The organism is Micromonospora sp. NPDC049047, assembly GCF_040649135.1.
In the GTDB taxonomy this organism is placed as follows: Bacteria; Actinomycetota; Actinomycetes; order Mycobacteriales; family Micromonosporaceae; genus Micromonospora.
Genome location: NZ_JBEZEY010000002.1, coordinates 172588 through 189524, shown reverse-complemented (window position 1 = coordinate 189524; position 16937 = coordinate 172588). Strand labels below are relative to the sequence as shown.

At 71.3% G+C, this 16937-nt stretch carries 16 protein-coding genes and 1 tRNA gene; 5 read left to right on the top strand and 12 right to left on the bottom strand.

Features of this window, described 5'->3' with window-relative positions; all coding sequences use genetic code 11:
- Positions 1 to 65 precede the first annotated feature (65 nt).
- The gene (locus AB0B86_RS03860; RefSeq protein WP_357412921.1) at positions 66 to 998 is read right to left on the bottom strand and encodes an EamA family transporter; all 933 of its coding nucleotides are present in this window, start codon (positions 996 to 998) and stop codon (positions 66 to 68) included.
- 125 nt (positions 999 to 1123) lie between these two features.
- Here AB0B86_RS03860 and AB0B86_RS03855 point away from each other — a divergent pair, with 125 nt between their 5' ends.
- On the top strand, positions 1124 to 2044 hold the full coding sequence (locus AB0B86_RS03855) for a LysR family transcriptional regulator (RefSeq protein ID WP_357412923.1): 921 nt from the start codon (positions 1124 to 1126) through the stop codon (positions 2042 to 2044).
- Between the two features lie 198 nt (positions 2045 to 2242).
- Here the strand turns inward: AB0B86_RS03855 and AB0B86_RS03850 are convergent, their stop codons facing one another.
- Positions 2243 to 2818, bottom strand: coding sequence for a hypothetical protein (locus tag AB0B86_RS03850; protein WP_357415154.1), 576 nt, complete (start codon positions 2816 to 2818; stop codon positions 2243 to 2245).
- Positions 2819 to 3068: 250 nt separating this feature from the next.
- On the opposite strand from AB0B86_RS03850, the gene AB0B86_RS03845 reads away from it, so the two are divergent.
- A complete protein-coding gene (locus AB0B86_RS03845; RefSeq protein ID WP_357412947.1) occupies positions 3069 to 3374 on the top strand; it encodes a hypothetical protein in 306 nt (101 codons plus the stop codon).
- 302 nt (positions 3375 to 3676) lie between these two features.
- Here the strand turns inward: AB0B86_RS03845 and AB0B86_RS03840 are convergent.
- Positions 3677 to 3753: transfer RNA gene (locus AB0B86_RS03840), tRNA-Thr, on the bottom strand.
- 142 nt (positions 3754 to 3895) lie between these two features.
- On the opposite strand from AB0B86_RS03840, the gene AB0B86_RS03835 reads away from it, so the two are divergent.
- Complete coding sequence (locus AB0B86_RS03835; RefSeq protein WP_357412927.1) at positions 3896 to 5635, top strand: metallophosphoesterase; 1740 nt, start codon at positions 3896 to 3898, stop codon at positions 5633 to 5635.
- Between the two features lie 17 nt (positions 5636 to 5652).
- Here the strand turns inward: AB0B86_RS03835 and ricT are convergent, their stop codons facing one another.
- The 6 genes from ricT to tmk form a co-directional block, all read right to left on the bottom strand.
- The gene (gene ricT, locus AB0B86_RS03830) at positions 5653 to 6492 is read right to left on the bottom strand and encodes a regulatory iron-sulfur-containing complex subunit RicT (protein ID WP_357415152.1); all 840 of its coding nucleotides are present in this window, start codon (positions 6490 to 6492) and stop codon (positions 5653 to 5655) included.
- Positions 6493 to 6767: 275 nt separating this feature from the next.
- Positions 6768 to 7454 carry a hypothetical protein gene (locus AB0B86_RS03825; protein WP_357412931.1) on the bottom strand — a complete coding sequence of 229 codons (687 nt, stop codon included), beginning with the start codon at positions 7452 to 7454 and terminating at the stop codon, positions 6768 to 6770.
- The gene (locus AB0B86_RS03820) at positions 7454 to 7759 is read right to left on the bottom strand and encodes a hypothetical protein (protein ID WP_357412933.1); all 306 of its coding nucleotides are present in this window, start codon (positions 7757 to 7759) and stop codon (positions 7454 to 7456) included. Before AB0B86_RS03820 ends, AB0B86_RS03825 begins: the two co-directional genes overlap by 1 nt.
- Position 7760: 1 nt before the next feature.
- Positions 7761 to 8090, bottom strand: coding sequence for a YbaB/EbfC family nucleoid-associated protein (locus AB0B86_RS03815; protein WP_357412935.1), 330 nt, complete (start codon positions 8088 to 8090; stop codon positions 7761 to 7763).
- Positions 8091 to 8212: 122 nt separating this feature from the next.
- A complete protein-coding gene (locus AB0B86_RS03810) occupies positions 8213 to 9511 on the bottom strand; it encodes a DNA polymerase III subunit delta' (RefSeq protein WP_357412937.1) in 1299 nt (432 codons plus the stop codon).
- Entirely contained in the window at positions 9511 to 11610 is a 2100-nt protein-coding gene (tmk, locus tag AB0B86_RS03805) for a dTMP kinase (protein ID WP_357412949.1), read from the bottom strand. Before tmk ends, AB0B86_RS03810 begins: the two co-directional genes overlap by 1 nt.
- A 308-nt stretch (positions 11611 to 11918) precedes the next feature.
- On the opposite strand from tmk, the gene AB0B86_RS03800 reads away from it, so the two are divergent.
- Positions 11919 to 13124, top strand: coding sequence for an amino acid deaminase/aldolase (locus tag AB0B86_RS03800; protein ID WP_357412939.1), 1206 nt, complete (start codon positions 11919 to 11921; stop codon positions 13122 to 13124).
- A gap of 12 nt (positions 13125 to 13136) precedes the next feature.
- Here the strand turns inward: AB0B86_RS03800 and AB0B86_RS03795 are convergent, their stop codons facing one another.
- Positions 13137 to 13739, bottom strand: coding sequence for a TetR/AcrR family transcriptional regulator (locus AB0B86_RS03795; protein ID WP_357412941.1), 603 nt, complete (start codon positions 13737 to 13739; stop codon positions 13137 to 13139).
- A gap of 226 nt (positions 13740 to 13965) precedes the next feature.
- On the opposite strand from AB0B86_RS03795, the gene AB0B86_RS03790 reads away from it, so the two are divergent.
- Positions 13966 to 15282, top strand: coding sequence for a D-arabinono-1,4-lactone oxidase (locus tag AB0B86_RS03790; protein ID WP_357415150.1), 1317 nt, complete (start codon positions 13966 to 13968; stop codon positions 15280 to 15282).
- A gap of 16 nt (positions 15283 to 15298) precedes the next feature.
- Here the strand turns inward: AB0B86_RS03790 and AB0B86_RS03785 are convergent, their stop codons facing one another.
- Together AB0B86_RS03785 and AB0B86_RS03780 are read right to left on the bottom strand one after the other, a co-directional pair.
- Positions 15299 to 16399, bottom strand: a complete 1101-nt coding sequence (locus AB0B86_RS03785; protein WP_357415147.1) for a GDSL-type esterase/lipase family protein — start codon at positions 16397 to 16399, stop codon at positions 15299 to 15301.
- A 163-nt stretch (positions 16400 to 16562) separates the two neighbouring features.
- Positions 16563 to 16850, bottom strand: coding sequence for an antibiotic biosynthesis monooxygenase (locus AB0B86_RS03780; protein WP_357415617.1), 288 nt, complete (start codon positions 16848 to 16850; stop codon positions 16563 to 16565).
- Between the last annotated feature and the right edge of the window lie 87 nt (positions 16851 to 16937).

The window sequence follows — 16937 nt, the reverse complement described above, 5'->3', positions numbered from 1 at the left end:
CCGAGACGGTGGTTGTCGGTCGCAGCCCGTCGAGTCCGAGTGTCGTCGGCACGGCCTGAACGCCCCTAGGGCAGGCGACGCGTCGTGAGGGCCGGGACGGGTTCGTCCGTTCCCGCGACCGCCGGGGGGTCCCCGGCCGGGGGCCGCCGTCGGCGCACCGCACCGAGCGCGATTCCGGAGATGACCAGCACGCTGGCCAGGATCGTCACGGCGGTCAGGGGCTCACCCTGGAAGACCGCCGCGGCGCCCAGACCGAACACCGGGATCAGCAACGCGTACGGGGCCACCGGTGTGGCTCCGTGGACCCGCATGAGGTAGCCCCAGACCGCGTAACCTAGCAGCGTGGCGGCCCAGGCCACGTACACGGCGGCGACCACACCGGTCACCGACAGGGAGCGCAGCGCGGCGAGATCCTCCTCGACGCCCTCGAAGAGGGCAGACAGGATGAGCAGCGGCAGGGGAGGGACCACGCTGACCCACACCATGAACCGGAACATGTCCGGCGGGTTCGCCTTGCGGGTCGCGATGTTCGCCAGCCCCCAGCACACGGCGGCGGCCAGCACGAGCAGGAAGCCTGCGACCGGCGTCGTCCCGCCGAGACGCGTGCCGACCAGGACGATCCCGGCCATGGCGACTCCCATGCCGGCCAACTGCACCACCCGGGGCCGCTCGCGCAGCAGCAGAGTGGCGAAGACGACGGTGAAAGCCGCCTGGCTCTGCAGCACCAGGGAAGCGAGGCCCGCGGGCATCCCGACGTGCATTCCGATGAAGAGAAAGCTGAACTTCAGCACGCCCAGCACTATTCCGACGATGAGTACCCATCGCCACGCCACCCGTGGCGAGCCCACGAAGAACACAGCCGGAATTGCGGCGAGAATGAAGCGCAATGCGGAGAAGAGCAACGGCGGGAAATCTTGAAGGCCGACGTCGATGACGACGAAGTTCACGCCCCAGATGGCGGCGACGCAAATGGCCATCGCAACGTGGCTCGGCTTCATCCAGCAACTCCTCGACTGGCATCCTTCCACCCGGCACGCCTCACCGGACCCCGAAACATGATGTCGTATCCGACGACCTCGTCGAGGATCCCAAGGCTGACACTTTCTAATGGGAGCTCGTTAGCGTGGCTTCACTACACGACCTGAGCAGGCTGCGCGCCCTGCACGCCGTGGCCGCCTTCGGTTCCATCAGCGGGGCCGCGACGGCGCTGGGCTATACGCCGTCCGCCGTGTCCCAGCAGATCGCCAAGCTGGAACGAGAGGCCCAGGCCACCCTTCTCGACCGCGAGGGCCGCCGCGTCGCTCTGACGCCGGCGGGCCAGATCCTCGCCCGGACCGCGGGTGAGGTGCTGGCCGCCCTGGAGCGTGCGGAGACCCTGCTGGAACTTGAGCACGGAACGCCGAACGGCCGGCTCGTGCTCGCCGCCTTCCCGACGGCCTGCCGAGGACTCCTGCCGGACGTTCTCGTGGACCTGACCCGCCGTCATCCCGCTCTGGAGCTCCGGGTGCTCGAGGTCGACCCGTTCCGCGCTGTGGAGCTGGTGGCTGAGGGCGAGGTGGACGTCGCGGTGGTGCACGACTGGCACAACACGCCCTTGGTGCTCCCCGAAGGACTGCACTGCGCCACGCTTGGTGACGACATCGCCGATGCGGTCCTGCCCGCAGGGCACCCCCTGGCCTGCCGAGACGGCGTCACGGCCGAGGACCTGGCCGCCGAGCGGTGGATCAGTCAGCGGCCGGGGTCGATGTGCCACGCATGGCTGATGCGGACCTTCGCCGAACGGGGCCGGGAACCCAACGTCATCTGCCATGTCGACGAGTACCAGTCCCAGCTGTCGCTGGTTGCTGCCGGGCTGGGCGTGGCTCTGCTCCCCCGACTCGGCCGCGGGCGCCTGCCCGCGGAGGTCGTGGCGTTACCGCTGCGGCCGGCCAGCTCCCGCCAGATCATGGCCGCCTGGCGAGCCAGCACGGCGGAGCGGCCGGCCATCACCGCAGCACTCGCCGCGCTGCGTGACGCATGGGCCGTCACACCCGGCCGTGCTTGATTTCGGAATGTCGAGGTTCGCCGACGGGGCCGGCCACCTGGACTTCTGTACGGAGCCACCTGACGGAATCGAACCGCCGACCTACGCATAACGAGATCAAAATGCCTGCCCGCCGTGCTGGGCAGCTGACGGTCTAGCAGCGGAAACTCTTCTTGACACCGCACACCGCTCCCTGGCTGTCCGTCGACCTCTTGCGGACTAGCTGCGGACCGCTCGCCCTTCTGCCGAAGCAGGGTCGTCCGGTGCCCTGGAGCCGGGCTGGAACCGCTCGGACGGCACTCCGATCTCGGCCCACCACCGCCCACGGCGCACCTCTACACCGGGCACGTCCACCAGCACCCGGTCAGGATCGACCAAGCTGGCAACCGACTGCTCCACGTCGCTTCGCAACTCAGCGACGGCCTCTTCGAGAGTGTCCTGCTCGCTTGACCAGTCGATGTCGGCACTCCGCAGCCGCCGCTCAGCAACCTCAAACAGAGCGTCCGGGTCGTCGACGCTGATCTCAAGACGGCAGTACAGCTGCACGACGATCGGCTTCGCGTCTTCCATGCGCGAGAGCGTTCCACACGACACGTACACGTGCGCTATTTGGATCTTGGTGGTCCAGCCTCTGTAGCGGCGGATCTCCTCGTCGGGCAGTCGTGGCGATCTGGACGCGTTCGCCAACCGGCCGGATGAGGCGATGGCGGCACGGGATGCGGACTGGCACGTCTGGCGGCGCTGCCATCGACCTTGGGAAGCGGCGAAGCCCAGGCCGATGACCTGGGCGTCCATACTGGTCTGGCTGCTCGGTCAGACGCTGAAGCGGAACCTAGAGCCCTGGCGCACCTACCAGCGGCAACAGCGCCCGACGCCTGCTCCCACGGCGTCCCGGTCTGCGATGGCTGCTCGCTGGTTCGCAACGTTTCACGGTGTCTTGTGCCCCCCGTGTGCCCCGCAGGACGACCTTTCCCCGGCAGCAAAGGAGACAGCTAGGCTGCGATCAAGGTGTGTCAGAGGGCCTGGGTACGGGGGAACGACAATGATGATCGTGAAATTCGACGATGACCGAGAATGGTACATCCAGGGAGGCGTCTTCGAAGGCATTGTCGAGTCGGTGCCCGCCGGAATGCTTGAGGATGATGATCTGGTGATGCACCTGCGGCCCGCTCGAGCGATGAGTTGGCTGAACCTGCAGGGCATGGAGCCAGATCGAGCCGAGCGTATCGTCGCCGCACTCAGTGAGGGCGTGGTCGGCCGCATGCGGACGATCGACCAGAGCGATAGGAAGCTTGTCGAGTTTTACGAAGGTCTGCTGAAGATTGCTGCCCGGCGAGCTGGAAACGATTGACGGCAAAGCGGGCCGCCGCCCGGCCCGCCACATCAAGCGGACCTTGACGGCTCGTACGGCTTCCCAGTCTTCGTGCCCTGCGCAGTCTCATCGCAGACCAAGGTCGACTGCCAGGCACCTGGTGGGACGGATTCGTCAGGCACCAGGTGGGACTCGACACGCCAGTAGTCCGGCCGCAGGCCTCACTCCGGTGGTTGCGTGGCTGCATCACGCGAGTGCTCGCTTGGCTGCTCGCCCTGGCGGCGGCAAGCAAAAGGCCCAGGTCATGATCGGCGATCAAGCCGGTGACCTGGGCCTTTCCATGGAGCCGCCTGACGGAATCGAACCGTCGACCTACGCATTACGAGTGCGTCGCTCTAGCCGACTGAGCTAAGGCGGCAACGATGAGCAAGTGTACGGCACCCTGTTGCCCGACCCGAACGGGATACCCCCGAGCTACCACCGCCGTCAACCGGACAACGACTGCCAACTGACCCGTTACCGGACAGCGCCTCGCCGACTCCGGTACTACGCTGCGGCGGGTGAGCGACGAACGCGACGACCACCGGGCTCCAGCGACCGACGATCACCCCGACGGCGAGCGTGCCCGACCCCGGCCCCGCTCCACGGATCCGCTTGAGCTGGGCTTCACCCCGCGCAAGCCGGTGCCGTGGCTGGCACCGTTCCTGCTGATCAGCACCGGCATCCGGACGCTGCTGGCGATCCTGTTCGGCGCCTACCTGGACAAGCGCGAGTTGCAGAACGCCTTCGGCGACGACATCTTCCGCCAGACGGGACCGGACGGCGGGCTGTGGCTCGACTACGTGGCCGACCTCGGCGACGGCTTCAACGCCACCTACTCGGTCGCGTACCTGCTGGCGCAGCCGGAACTGACAGTGGAGGGACACCGGCTGCCCAGGGCGCAGACCCTGGTGATGGGCGGCGACCAGGTGTACCCGTCGGCGGCCTACGCGGAGTATGAGAACCGGTGCAAGGGGCCCTACCAGGCCGCCCTGCCGACGACCCCGCCCGAGCGTCCCACGCTGTTCGCGGTGCCGGGCAACCACGACTGGTACGACGGGCTCACCGCCTTTCTGCGGCTGTTCGTCCGCTCCCGGGACCGTAACTTCGCCGGCTGGCGTACCGGGCAGTCGCGGTCGTACTTCGCTGTGGAGTTGCCGGCCGGCTGGTGGCTGCTCGGCGTGGACGACCAGTCCGGCTCGTACCTGGACGACCCGCAGTTGGCCTACTTCGACGAGGTGGCCCGACGGCTCGGCCCGGAGTCGAAGGTGATCCTGGCCGCGCCGTCGCCGACCTGGGTCAAGGCCGCCGACAGCCCGACCGCGTACGACTCGATCGACTACTTCATCCGGACCATCATCGACCCGACCGGTGCCCGAGTGCGGCTGCTGCTCTCGGGCGACCTGCACCACTACGCCCGCTACGCCGGCCCGGACCGGCAGTTGATCACCTGTGGTGGCGGCGGCGCGTACCTGTACCCCACCCACAAGCTCCCGGAGCGCATCGAGGTGCCGCCGCGCGACACGCTGGCCCGCCGGGCCAGCCGCACGCAGCCGTACGACCTGGCGGCCCGCTATCCGGACGCGGCTCGCTCCCGCCGCTACGGCTGGGGCATCTTCGCCCGGCTGCCGTTCCGCAACCCCGGCTTCGCCACGCTGCTCGGCACCCTGCACACCCTGCTGATGCTGGCCATGGCGGGCGCGACGGCGAACTGGGCCGACAGCACGAACCAGCGACTGTTCAGCGTCCCGCTGGTGCTGATGGTGCTGGTGACGGTGGTGGCGGCGGTGCTGTTCGCCAAGCCGCCAAGCGCCAGCGGCAAGCGGCATGTCCGACACTGGATTCTCGGCGTCAGCCACGGGGTGGCTCAGGTGACGCTGGCCGCGGGCGGCACCTGGGTCTGGTTGGCGCTGCCGTTCTACGAATGGCCGTGGCCACTGCCCGCGGTCGCCGCGGCGGTGGTCTACGGGCCGGTGATCGGCCTGGTCGCCAGCCAGGTGGTGGCGGCGTACCTGCTGGTGGCGGGCTCGTTCGGGGTGAACGTCAACGAACTGTTCGCCGGGCAGGGCATCGAGGACTCGAAGTCGTTCCTGCGGTTGCGCATCGACCCGGACGGCACGCTGACCATCTACCCGGTCGCGGTGGACCGGGTTTCCCGCGACTGGCAGGTGAACTCCGACCAGTCGGCCCCCGCGAGCTGGCTAATCCCGAAGACTCCCCTGGCCGCGCATCTGTCCGAGGCCCCCATAGTCCTCTCCTGACCGACGTCCGACCAAGGTCAGGGGGTGTAGTGCTGGTCGTGGGCCTGGCGGGGGGCGCAGACGGACGCGCGGGAGCAGGAGCAGCGGGACCCGTCTGCGTCCAGCCGGACCGTCACCGCGTCGCGGGGGACGCTGTGGCCGACGACCCGACCGTCGCCCTCCGGCGTGGAGACCCGGCTGCCGACTGCCGGGGCGGTCTCCTGGAACCTGGCGTACAGGGGATGCTCGTATTTGAGGCAGCACATCAGCCGACCACACGCGCCGGAGATGCGCAGCGGGTTCAGTGGCAGGTCCTGGTCCTTGGCCATCCGGATGGTCACCGGCTCGAAGTCGGTGAGGAACGTCGCGCAGCACAGGTCCCGACCGCAGGAGCCGATGCCGCCCTGCACCCGCGCCGAGTCGCGTGCGGAAAGCTGGCGTAGCTCGACCCGGCAGTGCAGGGTGGCGCCCAGATCACGGACCAGGGAACGGAAGTCCACCCGGTGTGGGGCGGTGAAGTAGACGGTGCTGCGTTCGCCGCCGCCCTCGGCGGAGCCGAGCACGTGGTCGACCGCCACCACCTTCATCGGCAGGCCGTGCGAGCGGATCAGCCGTTTCGCGGCCACCTTCGCCTCGGCCTTACGACGTCGCAGCTCCTCGTCCCGGCGCAGGTCGTCATCGCCGGCGAGCCCCACCAGCCGGAGAAAGCCGTCGGTCTCCTCGGTGACCCACTGCGCGGCCCACACGCACTCCGCCACCTCTGGCCCGTCGTCGGTGGGCACCAGCACCCTGTCGCCCACCTGCGGACGTAACTCGCCGGGATCGAGGTAGTAGAGGCGCCCGTACCTGTTGAAGCTGACCGCGCAGAGCATCCCCATCCCCCCACCCTACGACGGATCAGCGCACCGGACGCACTGGCGGACAGCTCCGCTGCCATTCATGACCGTCGACTCGACCGATTGCCGGCCGGCCCGTCGTGCCGTTACGCCTCGCCCGGACGGTTGATTCCGGACCTGGACAGCAGACAAGCACGCCCCCGGCGGCGTTGAGTGAAGGCAGACCTGCGGGGGGTGCAGGGGGAAGACCACGGCGTCGCCGTGGACGCCGGCTCTGGTCCGACGCCCGCGAGCGACGCCGTGGCCTGTCCGAGCCGCTACCAGCCGACCCGGGTGGGCTGGTCGTAGTGCGGCCGGCCGTCCACCGGCGGCCGCCACGCAGTCTCGACGAGGCTCGGTGCCCACTGCCGCAGCAACGTCTCCGCACCGTCGTACGCGACGCAGAGCACCGCCAGCACCCGCGCGGCGATCTCCGCCGCGTCGGCCACACCCGGCCCGACCGGCCCTGGGCCGGTCGGCGGACCGCTGGCGGTGGCGGTGGCGGCGACCACGGCCACCGCCTCGGCTGAGCGCAGCACGTCGGCCAGCGTCCGGGCCAGCGCGAGACGGCTGCCCTCCACCCAGTCGGCGAGCGCGTCGGCGTAACCAGCTGTGGATTCGAGCCGCCCGACCAGGCTGTCCGGCCCCTCGTCGAGGTGGCGCAGCAGCGCGGTCCGCTGTTGCCCGTACGCGGTGGCGGCCGGGCCGGACCAGAGCACCGAGTCGGTGAGGGCGGCAGAGACGTCGTCGTACCCCCGGACCAGCCGGCGCACCGCGTGCCCGGCGCTGGCGAGCGGCCCGGGGTGCAGGTCGAGGAAGCCCCGGACCGCGTCGCCGGGCAGCACCTGCATCCGGCGCAACAGCGGCCAGACCCGGTGCCCCTCCGGAACGCCGGCGGCGATCAGTCGGTCTACCCGGCGCAGCAGGTCGAGGCCGGGGTCGGCGAGGCGGTCAAGCGCGTCCATCAGGGCTCTCCGGCGAGCCGGCGGCGGGCCGCCCGGTCGACCTCGGCATAGCGGTCGGCGGCCTCGCGCACCGCTGCCGCGGCGGCGGCCAGCCGACCGGCGGCGGTGCGGGCCTCCCGGGCCCGGTCGTCGGTGGCGGTGGCCCACTGCCGGTGCAGCGCGCGACCGATCTCGCCGGGGCGGCCCGGAGCGTCGGCGCCGAACGCGGCCTGGGCCGGGTCGCTGGCGGTGACAGCGTGCGCGACGGTGGTGAGTGTGGCACTCGCCTCGTCCAGTCGGGCGGAGAGCGCGCGCAGTGTGTCCATGTCAGGCTCCCGCGAGCGGTCGGTAGGCGGCGAACGTCTCGTTGTGCAGCTTTTCCCGTGCCCACTCGGCCGCGTCGGCGGCCGCGGTGACCGCGGCCTGCACCGAACCGGCGACGTCCCGTGGGTTGCGGTTGTGCAGTGGGCCGAGGAACCGGACGTGGGTGATCCGCCCGCCGGCGGTGACGACGACCTCGACCAGACCGTCCGGCGACCGGACGGTCACCTCGACGGTGGACACCGCCTGGTCGAACTCGGCCTGAAGCTGCTCGATCCGGCGGTATCGCCGCACCGCCTCCTCGATCCAGGCTTCGTCGATCTCCCCCCGTGGCATCGGCCGACTCCTCCCGGATGAGCCATCACTGAGCGTGCCGCCACCGTCACCACGGCACACCGGACCGTACCGCACCGCAATCGGACCTGTCGATGCCTGTGGACAACGCCGGAAGCTGCGGTTCAGCCCTTCCAGAGGGCGAGCATCATCGCCTCCACCGCGATCCGCGGCTTGACGTTCGCCTCGATCGCCGCCCGGCAGGCGAGTACGGCTTCCAGCCGGCGCAGTGAGCCTTCGGCGTCCCACTTCTGCGCGCCAGCGCCGGCCAGTGCGGCGGTGTCGGTGTGCACCGGGGCGACGGGCGCGCGCAACGCCATGGTGAGCGCGTCCCGGTAGAAGCCGGCCAGGTCGACAAGCGCCCGGTCCAGTGCGTCCCGCTGGGCGCGGGTGGCCCGGGACTTCTGCCGTTTCTCCAGCTCCTTGAGCTGCCCGGCCGCGCCGCGCAGCGCGCCGGCCGCACCCCGGCCGGTGCCGCCCGCACCGAGCGCGGTCTCCAGCGCGGCCCGCTCGGTCGTGTCGGCGTCGGTGACCGACGCCTCGGCTTCCGCTTCGGCCGCCTCGATCAGCGCCGACGCCGCGTCGAACGCCGCGCCGACGCCGGTCAACCGGCGCGGCACCGCGAGCACCGCCTCGCGCCGTTTGCGGGCCTCCGGGTCGCGGGCCAGCCGGCGGGCCCGACCCACGTGCCCCTGTGCGGCCGCCGCCGCCCACCGCGCCACGTCGGGCGCGATCCCGTCCCGACGGACCAGCACCTCGGCCACCGCGTCGGCCGGCGGCTGCCGCAGGGGTACGACCCGACAGCGGGACCGGATGGTCACCGAGATGTCGTCCGGGTGGGTGGACGGGGCGCAGAGCAGGAAGACAGTACGCGGCGGGGGTTCTTCGATCGCCTTGAGCAGCGCGTTGCCGGCGGCCTCGGTGAGCCGGTCGGCGTCCTCGATGACCACCACCTGCCAGCGCCCGCCGGACGGGGTGCTGGCCGCGCGGAGCACCAGTGCGCGCATCTCGCCGACACCGATGGACAGCCCTTCCGGGACCACAAGTCGGACGTCGGCGTGGGTGCCGCCCATCGTGGTGCGGCAGCCGGGACACTCGCCGCATCCGGTGCCGTGCACGCACTGCAGGGCGGCGGCGAACGCCCGCGCGGCGACCGAGCGGCCGGAGCCGGGCGGACCGGTGAAGATCCAGGCGTGCGTCATCCCGGCGGACGGGTCCACCTCGCCGGGAACGGCACCGCCGGCCGGGGCGGCAGATTCGGCACCGCCGGCCGGGCCGGGCGATTCGGCGCCGCCGGCGGTGAGCAGGGCGGGTGCCCGGTCGGCCGCACCAGCGCGCAGCACGGCAGCCGCGGCGGCGGCGGCCCGGCGCAGCTCGACGACCGCCTCGTCCTGACCGACCAGGTCGGCGAAGACGTCCGGCATCAGGTCTTGTGCTCCATCGTCACCAGCTCCGCGTCGGATAACTCGGGCTGCACCGACGTGTCCGGGCCCTGCGCCGGCCGGGGGTGCACGATGCCGCCCGGCTTGCCGAGCATCTCCTCGACCCGGCGGACCACCTGCTGGTTGATCTCCTCGACCGACCGGGACGCGTCGAGCACCAGGTAGCGCTTCGGGTCGGCGGCGGCGAGGTCCAGGAAGGCGTACCGGACCCGCTCGTGGAAGGCGACCGACTCGGCCTCCAGCCGGTCGGTGCCGGTGTTGCGGGAGGCCACCCGGGACAGGCCGGTCTTCGGCTCGACGTCGAGCAGCACCACCAGGTCGGGCTTGAGGCCGCCGGTGGCCCACGAGGAGAGCCAGGACACCTCGTCGACCGGGAGGGTCCGCCCGGCGCCCTGGTACGCCAGGGACGAGTCGACGTACCGGTCGCTGATCACCACGCCGCCCCGGACCAGCGCGGGCCGGACGACGGTGGCCACGTGGTGTGCCCGGTCGGCGGCGTAGAGCAGCGCCTCGGCGCGCGGTGACGGCGCGTCGTCGCCGGAGGTGTCGAGCACCAGCGACCGGATCCGTCGGCCGACGCCGGTGGCCCCCGGCTCGCGGGTGACCACGACCTCGCGTCCGTGGCCGCGCAGGCGCTCGGCGAGCGCGGTGAGCTGGGTGGACTTACCGGCGCCCTCGCCGCCCTCGAAGACCACGAAGAGCCCGGCGGAGACGAACGGCTCGGAGGGCATCAGCGGGCGACCCCGGATGGAGCCCCAGAGGTCCGCGAGGACGGGGACGCCCTTCTTGTCGTCCATCTGGCCGAAGGCGCTGATCCCGGCGAAGATGCCGGCGGCGCCGGCGGCGAGCAGCAGCAACCGGGTGGAGGAGATGGAGATGCCGAGGTCGGCGATCGTCAGTTTGCGGGAGCCGCCGACGCCGACAAGCACACTGCTCAGCCCGATGGCCAGGATCAGCACCAGCCGGGTGCCGATCTGCACCACCGCGAAGACCCGGCCGCGCACCTCGTCGGCCACCTCGCCGCCCAACAGTGTGGTGCCGGCCAGGAACGCCATCCCGGCACCGGCGCCCACCAGCACCGCGCCGACGATCGCCATGGACAGGTGGATGGCGAAGGCGAGGGTCATCACCGCGGCGCTGGCCAGCACGATGCTCATGCCGAACCACCGGCGCCGGGACATGTCCTTGACGATCATCGGGCCGAGACCGATGCCGAGGGCCAGACCGGCGAACATGGCGCCGAAGAGCAGGGAGAACGCGGCGTCGCCGGCACCCAGCGAGTTGGCGAAGAACTTGGCCGTGCCGACCACGATGCCGCCACCGGCGAACGCCCCGAAGATGCCCAGCACCAGGCCACGCACCAACGGGGTCTGGCCGATGTACTTCCAGCCCTCGGAGAACTGCCGGAACATGCTCTGCTCGGCACGCTCGGCCTCACCGCGCTGCGCCTCGCTGATCTCCTTGATCCCGAAGGCCACCACCAGCGCGGTGGCGAGCCGGGAGAAGGCGTTGAACCAGAGCGCGAGCTGTGCCGGCTCGGCCCAGGAGGGCAGGTCGCCGCCGACGGCACCCCGGACGCCACGGTCGAGCACGGCCAGGCCGACGGCGGCGGCGATCGGGGTGAGGCCGTACGTGGTGATCAGGGTGAGCTGGTTGGCCGCCTCCAGCCGGGCCCGCGGGATGAGGTTGGGGACCGCGGCCTCCTTGGCCGGGATCCAGAGCAGGGTGATCGACTCGATCAGGAAGGTGGCGACCAGCGCCCAGCCGACCACCAGGCCGCCCGCGGCACCGCTGAGGGCGTAGAGCGGGATGGACGCGAAGAGGACGAAGCGCAGCAGGTCACAGATGACCATCGTCCAGCGCCTGTCGAACCGGTCGGCGAAGACGCCGGCCACCGGGCCGAGCACCAGCGCGGGCAGCAGTCGGATCGCGGTGACCCCGCCGAACGCGGCGCCCTGGGCGGTGCTCCCCTGCACCTGCGAGGCGGCGAAGAGGGCGGTGGCCAGCAGGCCGAGCCAGTCGCCGAAGGAGGCGGCACCGAGCACGATCCAGAGCCGCCGGAACGGCCTGATCCGCAGCACCGAGCGGATCGCGGCGTAACCGGACGGATCGACCTGGCCGGAGCTGGACTGGTTGGCGGCGTTGCCCGACTGGTCGCCGGAGCGCGACACGCCGGGCGACTCGCCGCCGTTCTGGCTTTCGATGGCCGTACCTCCACGTGCCGGCCCATCGCTGGGCGCCTCCGGTGGAACACTCTAGACCGGGTGGGGGGCCGCCCCACCTACGACATTCTCCTGCTCGCTGAGCCTAGGCCGCCGGAGGCACCAGCCGCAGCCCGGACGTACGCGAGGGTATTTCGCATTTCTCGCCGGACAGTTAGCGTGCACACGTGGCCATCGAAAGCGACAAACTGCGCGAGCGCCTGGATCGGGCGACCGCCCACCTCGACCCGCCGTACGCCGTGGTCGACCTCACCGCCTTCGACGCCAACTCGGTCGCCCTGGCCGATCGCGCCGCCGGTAAACCGGTCCGGTTGGCGAGCAAGTCGGTGCGGGCCCGCGAGTTGATCAGTCGAGCCCTCGCCCGACCGGGCTGGCAGGGCGTGATGGCGTTCACCCTGCCCGAGGCGATCTGGCTGGTCCGGGCCGGAATGAGCGACGACGTGCTGGTCGCGTACCCGAGCGTGGACCGCGCCGCACTCGCCGAGCTGGCCGCCGATCCGGCGCTCGCCGCCGCGATCACCCTGATGATCGACGGCACCGGCCAACTCGACCTGATCGACGACGTCCGCGCCCCCGGGCAGCGCGCCGAGCTGCGGCTCTGCCTGGACCTGGACGCCTCCTGGCGACCGCTGCGCGGAGTGCACGTCGGCGTCCGCCGCTCGCCGGTGCACAGCGCCCGGGCGGCCGGCGCACTCGCCGCCACCGTCGCCGACCGGGCCGGCTTCCGGCTGGTCGGGCTCATGTCGTACGAGGCGCAGATCGCCGGCCTGGGCGACGCGCCGCCGGGGCAGACGCTGCTGGCGGGCGCGATCAGGCTGGCCCAGCGCGGGTCGTACCGCGAGTTGCTGGCCCGCCGGGGCGCGGCGGTCGCCGCGGTACGCGAGCACGCCGACCTCGAGTTCGTCAACGGCGGTGGCACCGGCAGCGTGGCCGCCACCAGCGCCGATCCCGCGGTCACCGAGGTCACCGCGGGATCGGGCCTGTACGGGCCGACGCTGTTCGACGCGTACCGCGCGTGGCGGCCCACCCCGGCGGCGTTCTTCGCCTGCGCGGTGGTCCGCCGGCCGACGCCGGAGCTGGCCACCGTGCTCGGCGGCGGCTGGATCGCCTCCGGCCCGGCGGCCGACAGCCGGTTGCCCCGGCCGTGGCTGCCGGCCGGGCTCAAGCTGGTCGGCACCGAGGGCGCCGGTGAGGTGCAGACCCCGTTGTCCGGCGCGGCGGCGGCCACCCTGCGGGTCGGCGACCGGGTGTGGTTCCGGCACGCCAAGGCCGGCGAGCTGTGTGAACGGGTGAACGAGCTGCACCTGGTCGAGGGGGAGGTGGTCGTGGCGACCATCCCCACCTACCGGGGCGAGGGGCAGGCCTTCCTCTGAGGCCGCGCCGGCTCAGGCCGGCTGGGCCGCCTCGGCCTGCCCGACGATGGCCCGGTCGCTGTCCGGGCCGTCGACCTGGCGGTGCAGGTATTCGCGGATCAGCGCCTTCGCCTCCAGCAACACCCGCTCGTCACCGTCGGACTTGCGCCGGAACGCGAGCTTGATCAACGAGTCCGCCGCCTCGACCGCGATCTCCAGGACGAACCGGAGCTTCGGCACGTCGGTGAGCCCGAACCGCTCGGTGAGCACCTGGGCCAACTGATCGGCGATCACGCCGTTGTTGTCCCGCTGCTCGTCGAGCAGGTGCAGGTCGACCACGTCGCCGAAGTGCAGCGTCCGGAAGCCGGGGACGGTGCGGTGCATGGTGATGTACTCGTCGATCCCCGCGTCGACGCCATCCCACCAGTGGGTCATCTTGTCGGAGGCGAACCGCTCGTCGAGGCGCTGGAGGTAGGACTCCATCGTCCGCAGGGTCAACGCCTGCACGATCGCCCGTTTGTCCGGGAAGAACTGGTAGACCGACCCGATCGCCACTTCGGCGCGCTCGGCGAGCAGGGTAGTGGTCAGCCCCTCATACCCCACCTCGTCGACGAGTTCGGCACAGGCATCCAACATGCGCTGTACCCGCGCGACACTTCGACCCTGCACCGGAACGCGGCGCAGCGGCCCGGTCGTGGCGGCTGGTGTGGACACTCGGCGCCACCCCCCTTCGACGGATGAACATATCTCCACGTCACGAGTCCGTGACTACCGGTACAACGAGCGGATCGCAATTGCGGTATTTACCAGGCACAACGTTCCTGATATGAAGTCAGTTCATATTCATGAATGAGGAGTGCGCATGGTCGTCACCGCACGGCTCCCCGCTGGATGGTCAAACTGGGCCGGCAACCAGCGTGGCAGCGCCACCGCGATCCTGCGCCCCGGCTCGCCGACAGATGTCGTAGCAGCCGTCCAATCGGCCGTGGCCGAGGGTGCCCGGATCCGGGTGACCGGCAGCGGCCACTCGTTCACCGCCGTCGCGCTCGCCGACGACCGCCGAATGGACCTGTCCGAGCTGGACACCCTGGTCAGCGTCGACGTCGCGCACCGACTGGTCACCGTACCGGCGGGCATGACCCTGCACGCACTCAACGGCCTGCTCGCCCGGCACGGCCTCGCGCTGCCCAACCTCGGCGACATCGACGCGCAGACGGTGGCCGGCGCGATCTCCACGGGCACCCACGGCACCGGAGCCGGCTACGGGTGCCTGTCCACCTTCGTCGAAGCGATCACCCTCGTCACGGGCACCGGCGAGGTGCTGCACTGCTCCGCCGACGAGCACCCCGACGTGCTCGCCGCCGCCCGGGTGTCACTCGGCGCGCTCGGCGTCCTGGTCGAGGTGACCCTGCGCTGCGTGGACGCCTTCGTCCTGCGCGCCCACGAACGCCCGGCCGAGCTGGCCGACGTGCTCGGCGAACTGCCCGCGCTCATCGACCGGCACGACCACGTCGAGTTCTACTGGTTCCCCTACACGTCGCGGGTCCAGGTCAAGGCCAACGATCGGGTACCGGCAAACGACCGGCCACTGCCCCGCTGGCGCGGCTGGCTCGACGACGAGTTCCTGGCCAACCGGGTCTTCGCCGGCGCCTGCCGACTCGGCCGGGTCGTGCCCGCGCTGGCTCCGGGCATCAGCGCGGTCTCCGCCCGCGCCCTCACCGAACGCCGGTACACCGGCCGTTCCGACCGGGTCTTCTGCACCCCGCGCCGGGTCCGCTTCGTGGAGATGGAGTACGGCCTGCCCCGCGCGGCGCTACCCGAGGCGCTCGCCGCGCTCCAGCGGATCGTGGACGGGCTGCCGTTCAAGGTGCTCTTCCCGGTGGAGGTGCGATTCACCGCCGCCGACGACATCTGGCTCTCGCACGGCTACGGGCGGGACAACGCCTACATCGCCGTGCACCAGTACGTCGGGATGCCGTACGAGCCGTACTTCCGGGCCTTCGAGCAGGTGGCCGCCGGGCTGGGTGGCCGCCCACACTGGGGCAAGCTGCACTACCGCGACGCCGCCTCGCTGGCCGACGCGTACCCCCGCTTCGCCGACTTCCAGGCCGTTCGCGACCGCCTGGACCCGCACCGGGTCTTCACCAGCCCGCACCTGAACCACGTCCTCGGCGCCTGACATCCGTGCTCGCCGCCTAGAGCGCGAGGTCGTCCAGGTCGACGGCACCGGCCATCGCCTCGGCGCCCCTGTCGTTCAGGTGCATGCCGTCGCCGCTGTCCAGCGCGGGGTGGATGCGGTCGAGCGAGTGTGGGTTCGCGACGACGCGCGCCACGTCGAAGACGGCGTCGAAGGTGTCCGTCGTACGGATCCAGTCGTTGACCTCGCGTCGAACGGCGAGCCTCTCCGGCGTGCCGATCTCGGGGCCGGCACCCGCGAACGGACCGATGGTCGCGGCGAGGATCCGCAGGCCCGCGCGGTGGGCACTGTCGGCCAGCGCGCGGAAACCGTCGACCAGGTCGCCGGCGGTGACCGGAGGTTCGCCGAGCATGCCGGGTAACGCCAGGTCGTTGATGCCGAAGTGGACCAGGACATGGGTCGCCGCCGGCACCGAGAGGACATCCCGGTCGAAGCGGGCCAGCCCGTGTTCGCCTACCGTGTCGCGCAGCAGCCGGTTCCCGGCGATGCCCTGGTTGACGACCCACCCGCGCCTCAGCCGCCGGTTGAGGAAGTCGACCGAGCGGTGGTTGGCCCCCGTCGTGGTGCCTACCCCCTCGAACCAGGAGTCACCGAAGGCCACGCCGACGGCGGTGCCGGGCGGGGCGAGCACGTCGACGCCGGAGAGGTAGAACCGGGCCTCGACCTGCTCCGTCCACTGCGACTGCGGAGCCGTCACCTGGTTACCGTCGGCTGTCCGGGTCAGTTCCGCCGGCTTGTGGGAGTAGGTGGCCAGGTCGGTCCGCTCCGGAAGGTAGAGGCTCACGACCAGGTCCGCGCCGGCCGCCACCGGAGTGCTGACCGGGTCCGTGACGGCCTCCTCGCCCGCCGGGATGACGCGGTGCGCGGCACCGTCGAAGGTGAGCGCTACCAACCGGTCGCCGACGACGACAGTGGCGGCACCGACTGTCAACGGGGTACGCCCGAAGCGGTTGGTCAGGCGTACCCGGAAGGCGTCCCCACCGCCGGCCAGGTGCAGCACCTGACGAACGGTCTGATCGGCGAAGTCGCGGGGTTGGCCGAACTGGAGTCGGTCGTACGGACTGATCACGGCGGTGCGGAAACCGGCTGTCCAGATCATGGTCGTTGCGTGCCCTTCAGATATCCAGGACGACCCGGCCGCCGGCCGAGGAGTGCTCGACCAACTCGTGTGCCCTCGCCCTCGCCCGGCTGCGGGTCGGGCAGCTCACCGACCTGCAGCACCTCGCGCGGCGGGCCCTGCCGGTCGTACCGCGCCGCGCGCATCAGGCCCCCGCCGCTTCGGTGGTGGTGCCCTCCTCGACGCTGAGCACCGAGTCGATCAGCGAGAAGAAGGTCTGGATGCCGGGCCGGTCCGCGCCTCGGCGCCGCGATTCGGCGAAGTCCTCCGAGGAGCGCCAGAAGACGATGTCCAACCATTCGTCGGCCGACACCCGGACCAGTCGGGCTTCGAGGAAGCCGGCGCGGCCGGCCGCGAAGTCGCGCAGCATCGCCGGCCGTGCGGCGAGCAGCGCCTCGGCGCGCTCTGTGGGTACCCGGAAACGGGTACCGATCGAACAAGTAGGTAGAGCCCCCGGCTGTGATGCGAAGCACCCTCATTGCGTTGCGATGCCCCGGTCAGGCAGCGAGCCGGCCCCTGT

Bases quoted from the DNA above. Each gene is read 5' to 3' on its own strand.
- AB0B86_RS03860 (WP_357412921.1), bottom strand. From the start codon at position 998: ATGAAGCCGAGCCACGTTGCGATGGCCATTTGCGTCGCCGCCATCTGG.
- AB0B86_RS03850 (WP_357415154.1), bottom strand. From the start codon at position 2,818: ATGGACGCCCAGGTCATCGGCCTGGGCTTCGCCGCTTCCCAAGGTCGA.
- AB0B86_RS03845 (WP_357412947.1), top strand. From the start codon at position 3,069: ATGATCGTGAAATTCGACGATGACCGAGAATGGTACATCCAGGGAGGC.
- ricT (WP_357415152.1), bottom strand. From the start codon at position 6,492: ATGGGGATGCTCTGCGCGGTCAGCTTCAACAGGTACGGGCGCCTCTAC.
- AB0B86_RS03825 (WP_357412931.1), bottom strand. From the start codon at position 7,454: ATGGACGCGCTTGACCGCCTCGCCGACCCCGGCCTCGACCTGCTGCGC.
- AB0B86_RS03820 (WP_357412933.1), bottom strand. From the start codon at position 7,759: ATGGACACACTGCGCGCGCTCTCCGCCCGACTGGACGAGGCGAGTGCC.
- AB0B86_RS03815 (WP_357412935.1), bottom strand. From the start codon at position 8,090: ATGCCACGGGGGGAGATCGACGAAGCCTGGATCGAGGAGGCGGTGCGG.
- AB0B86_RS03810 (WP_357412937.1), bottom strand. From the start codon at position 9,511: ATGCCGGACGTCTTCGCCGACCTGGTCGGTCAGGACGAGGCGGTCGTC.
- AB0B86_RS03795 (WP_357412941.1), bottom strand. From the start codon at position 13,739: ATGTTGGATGCCTGTGCCGAACTCGTCGACGAGGTGGGGTATGAGGGG.
- AB0B86_RS03790 (WP_357415150.1), top strand. From the start codon at position 13,966: ATGGTCGTCACCGCACGGCTCCCCGCTGGATGGTCAAACTGGGCCGGC.
- AB0B86_RS03785 (WP_357415147.1), bottom strand. From the start codon at position 16,399: ATGATCTGGACAGCCGGTTTCCGCACCGCCGTGATCAGTCCGTACGAC.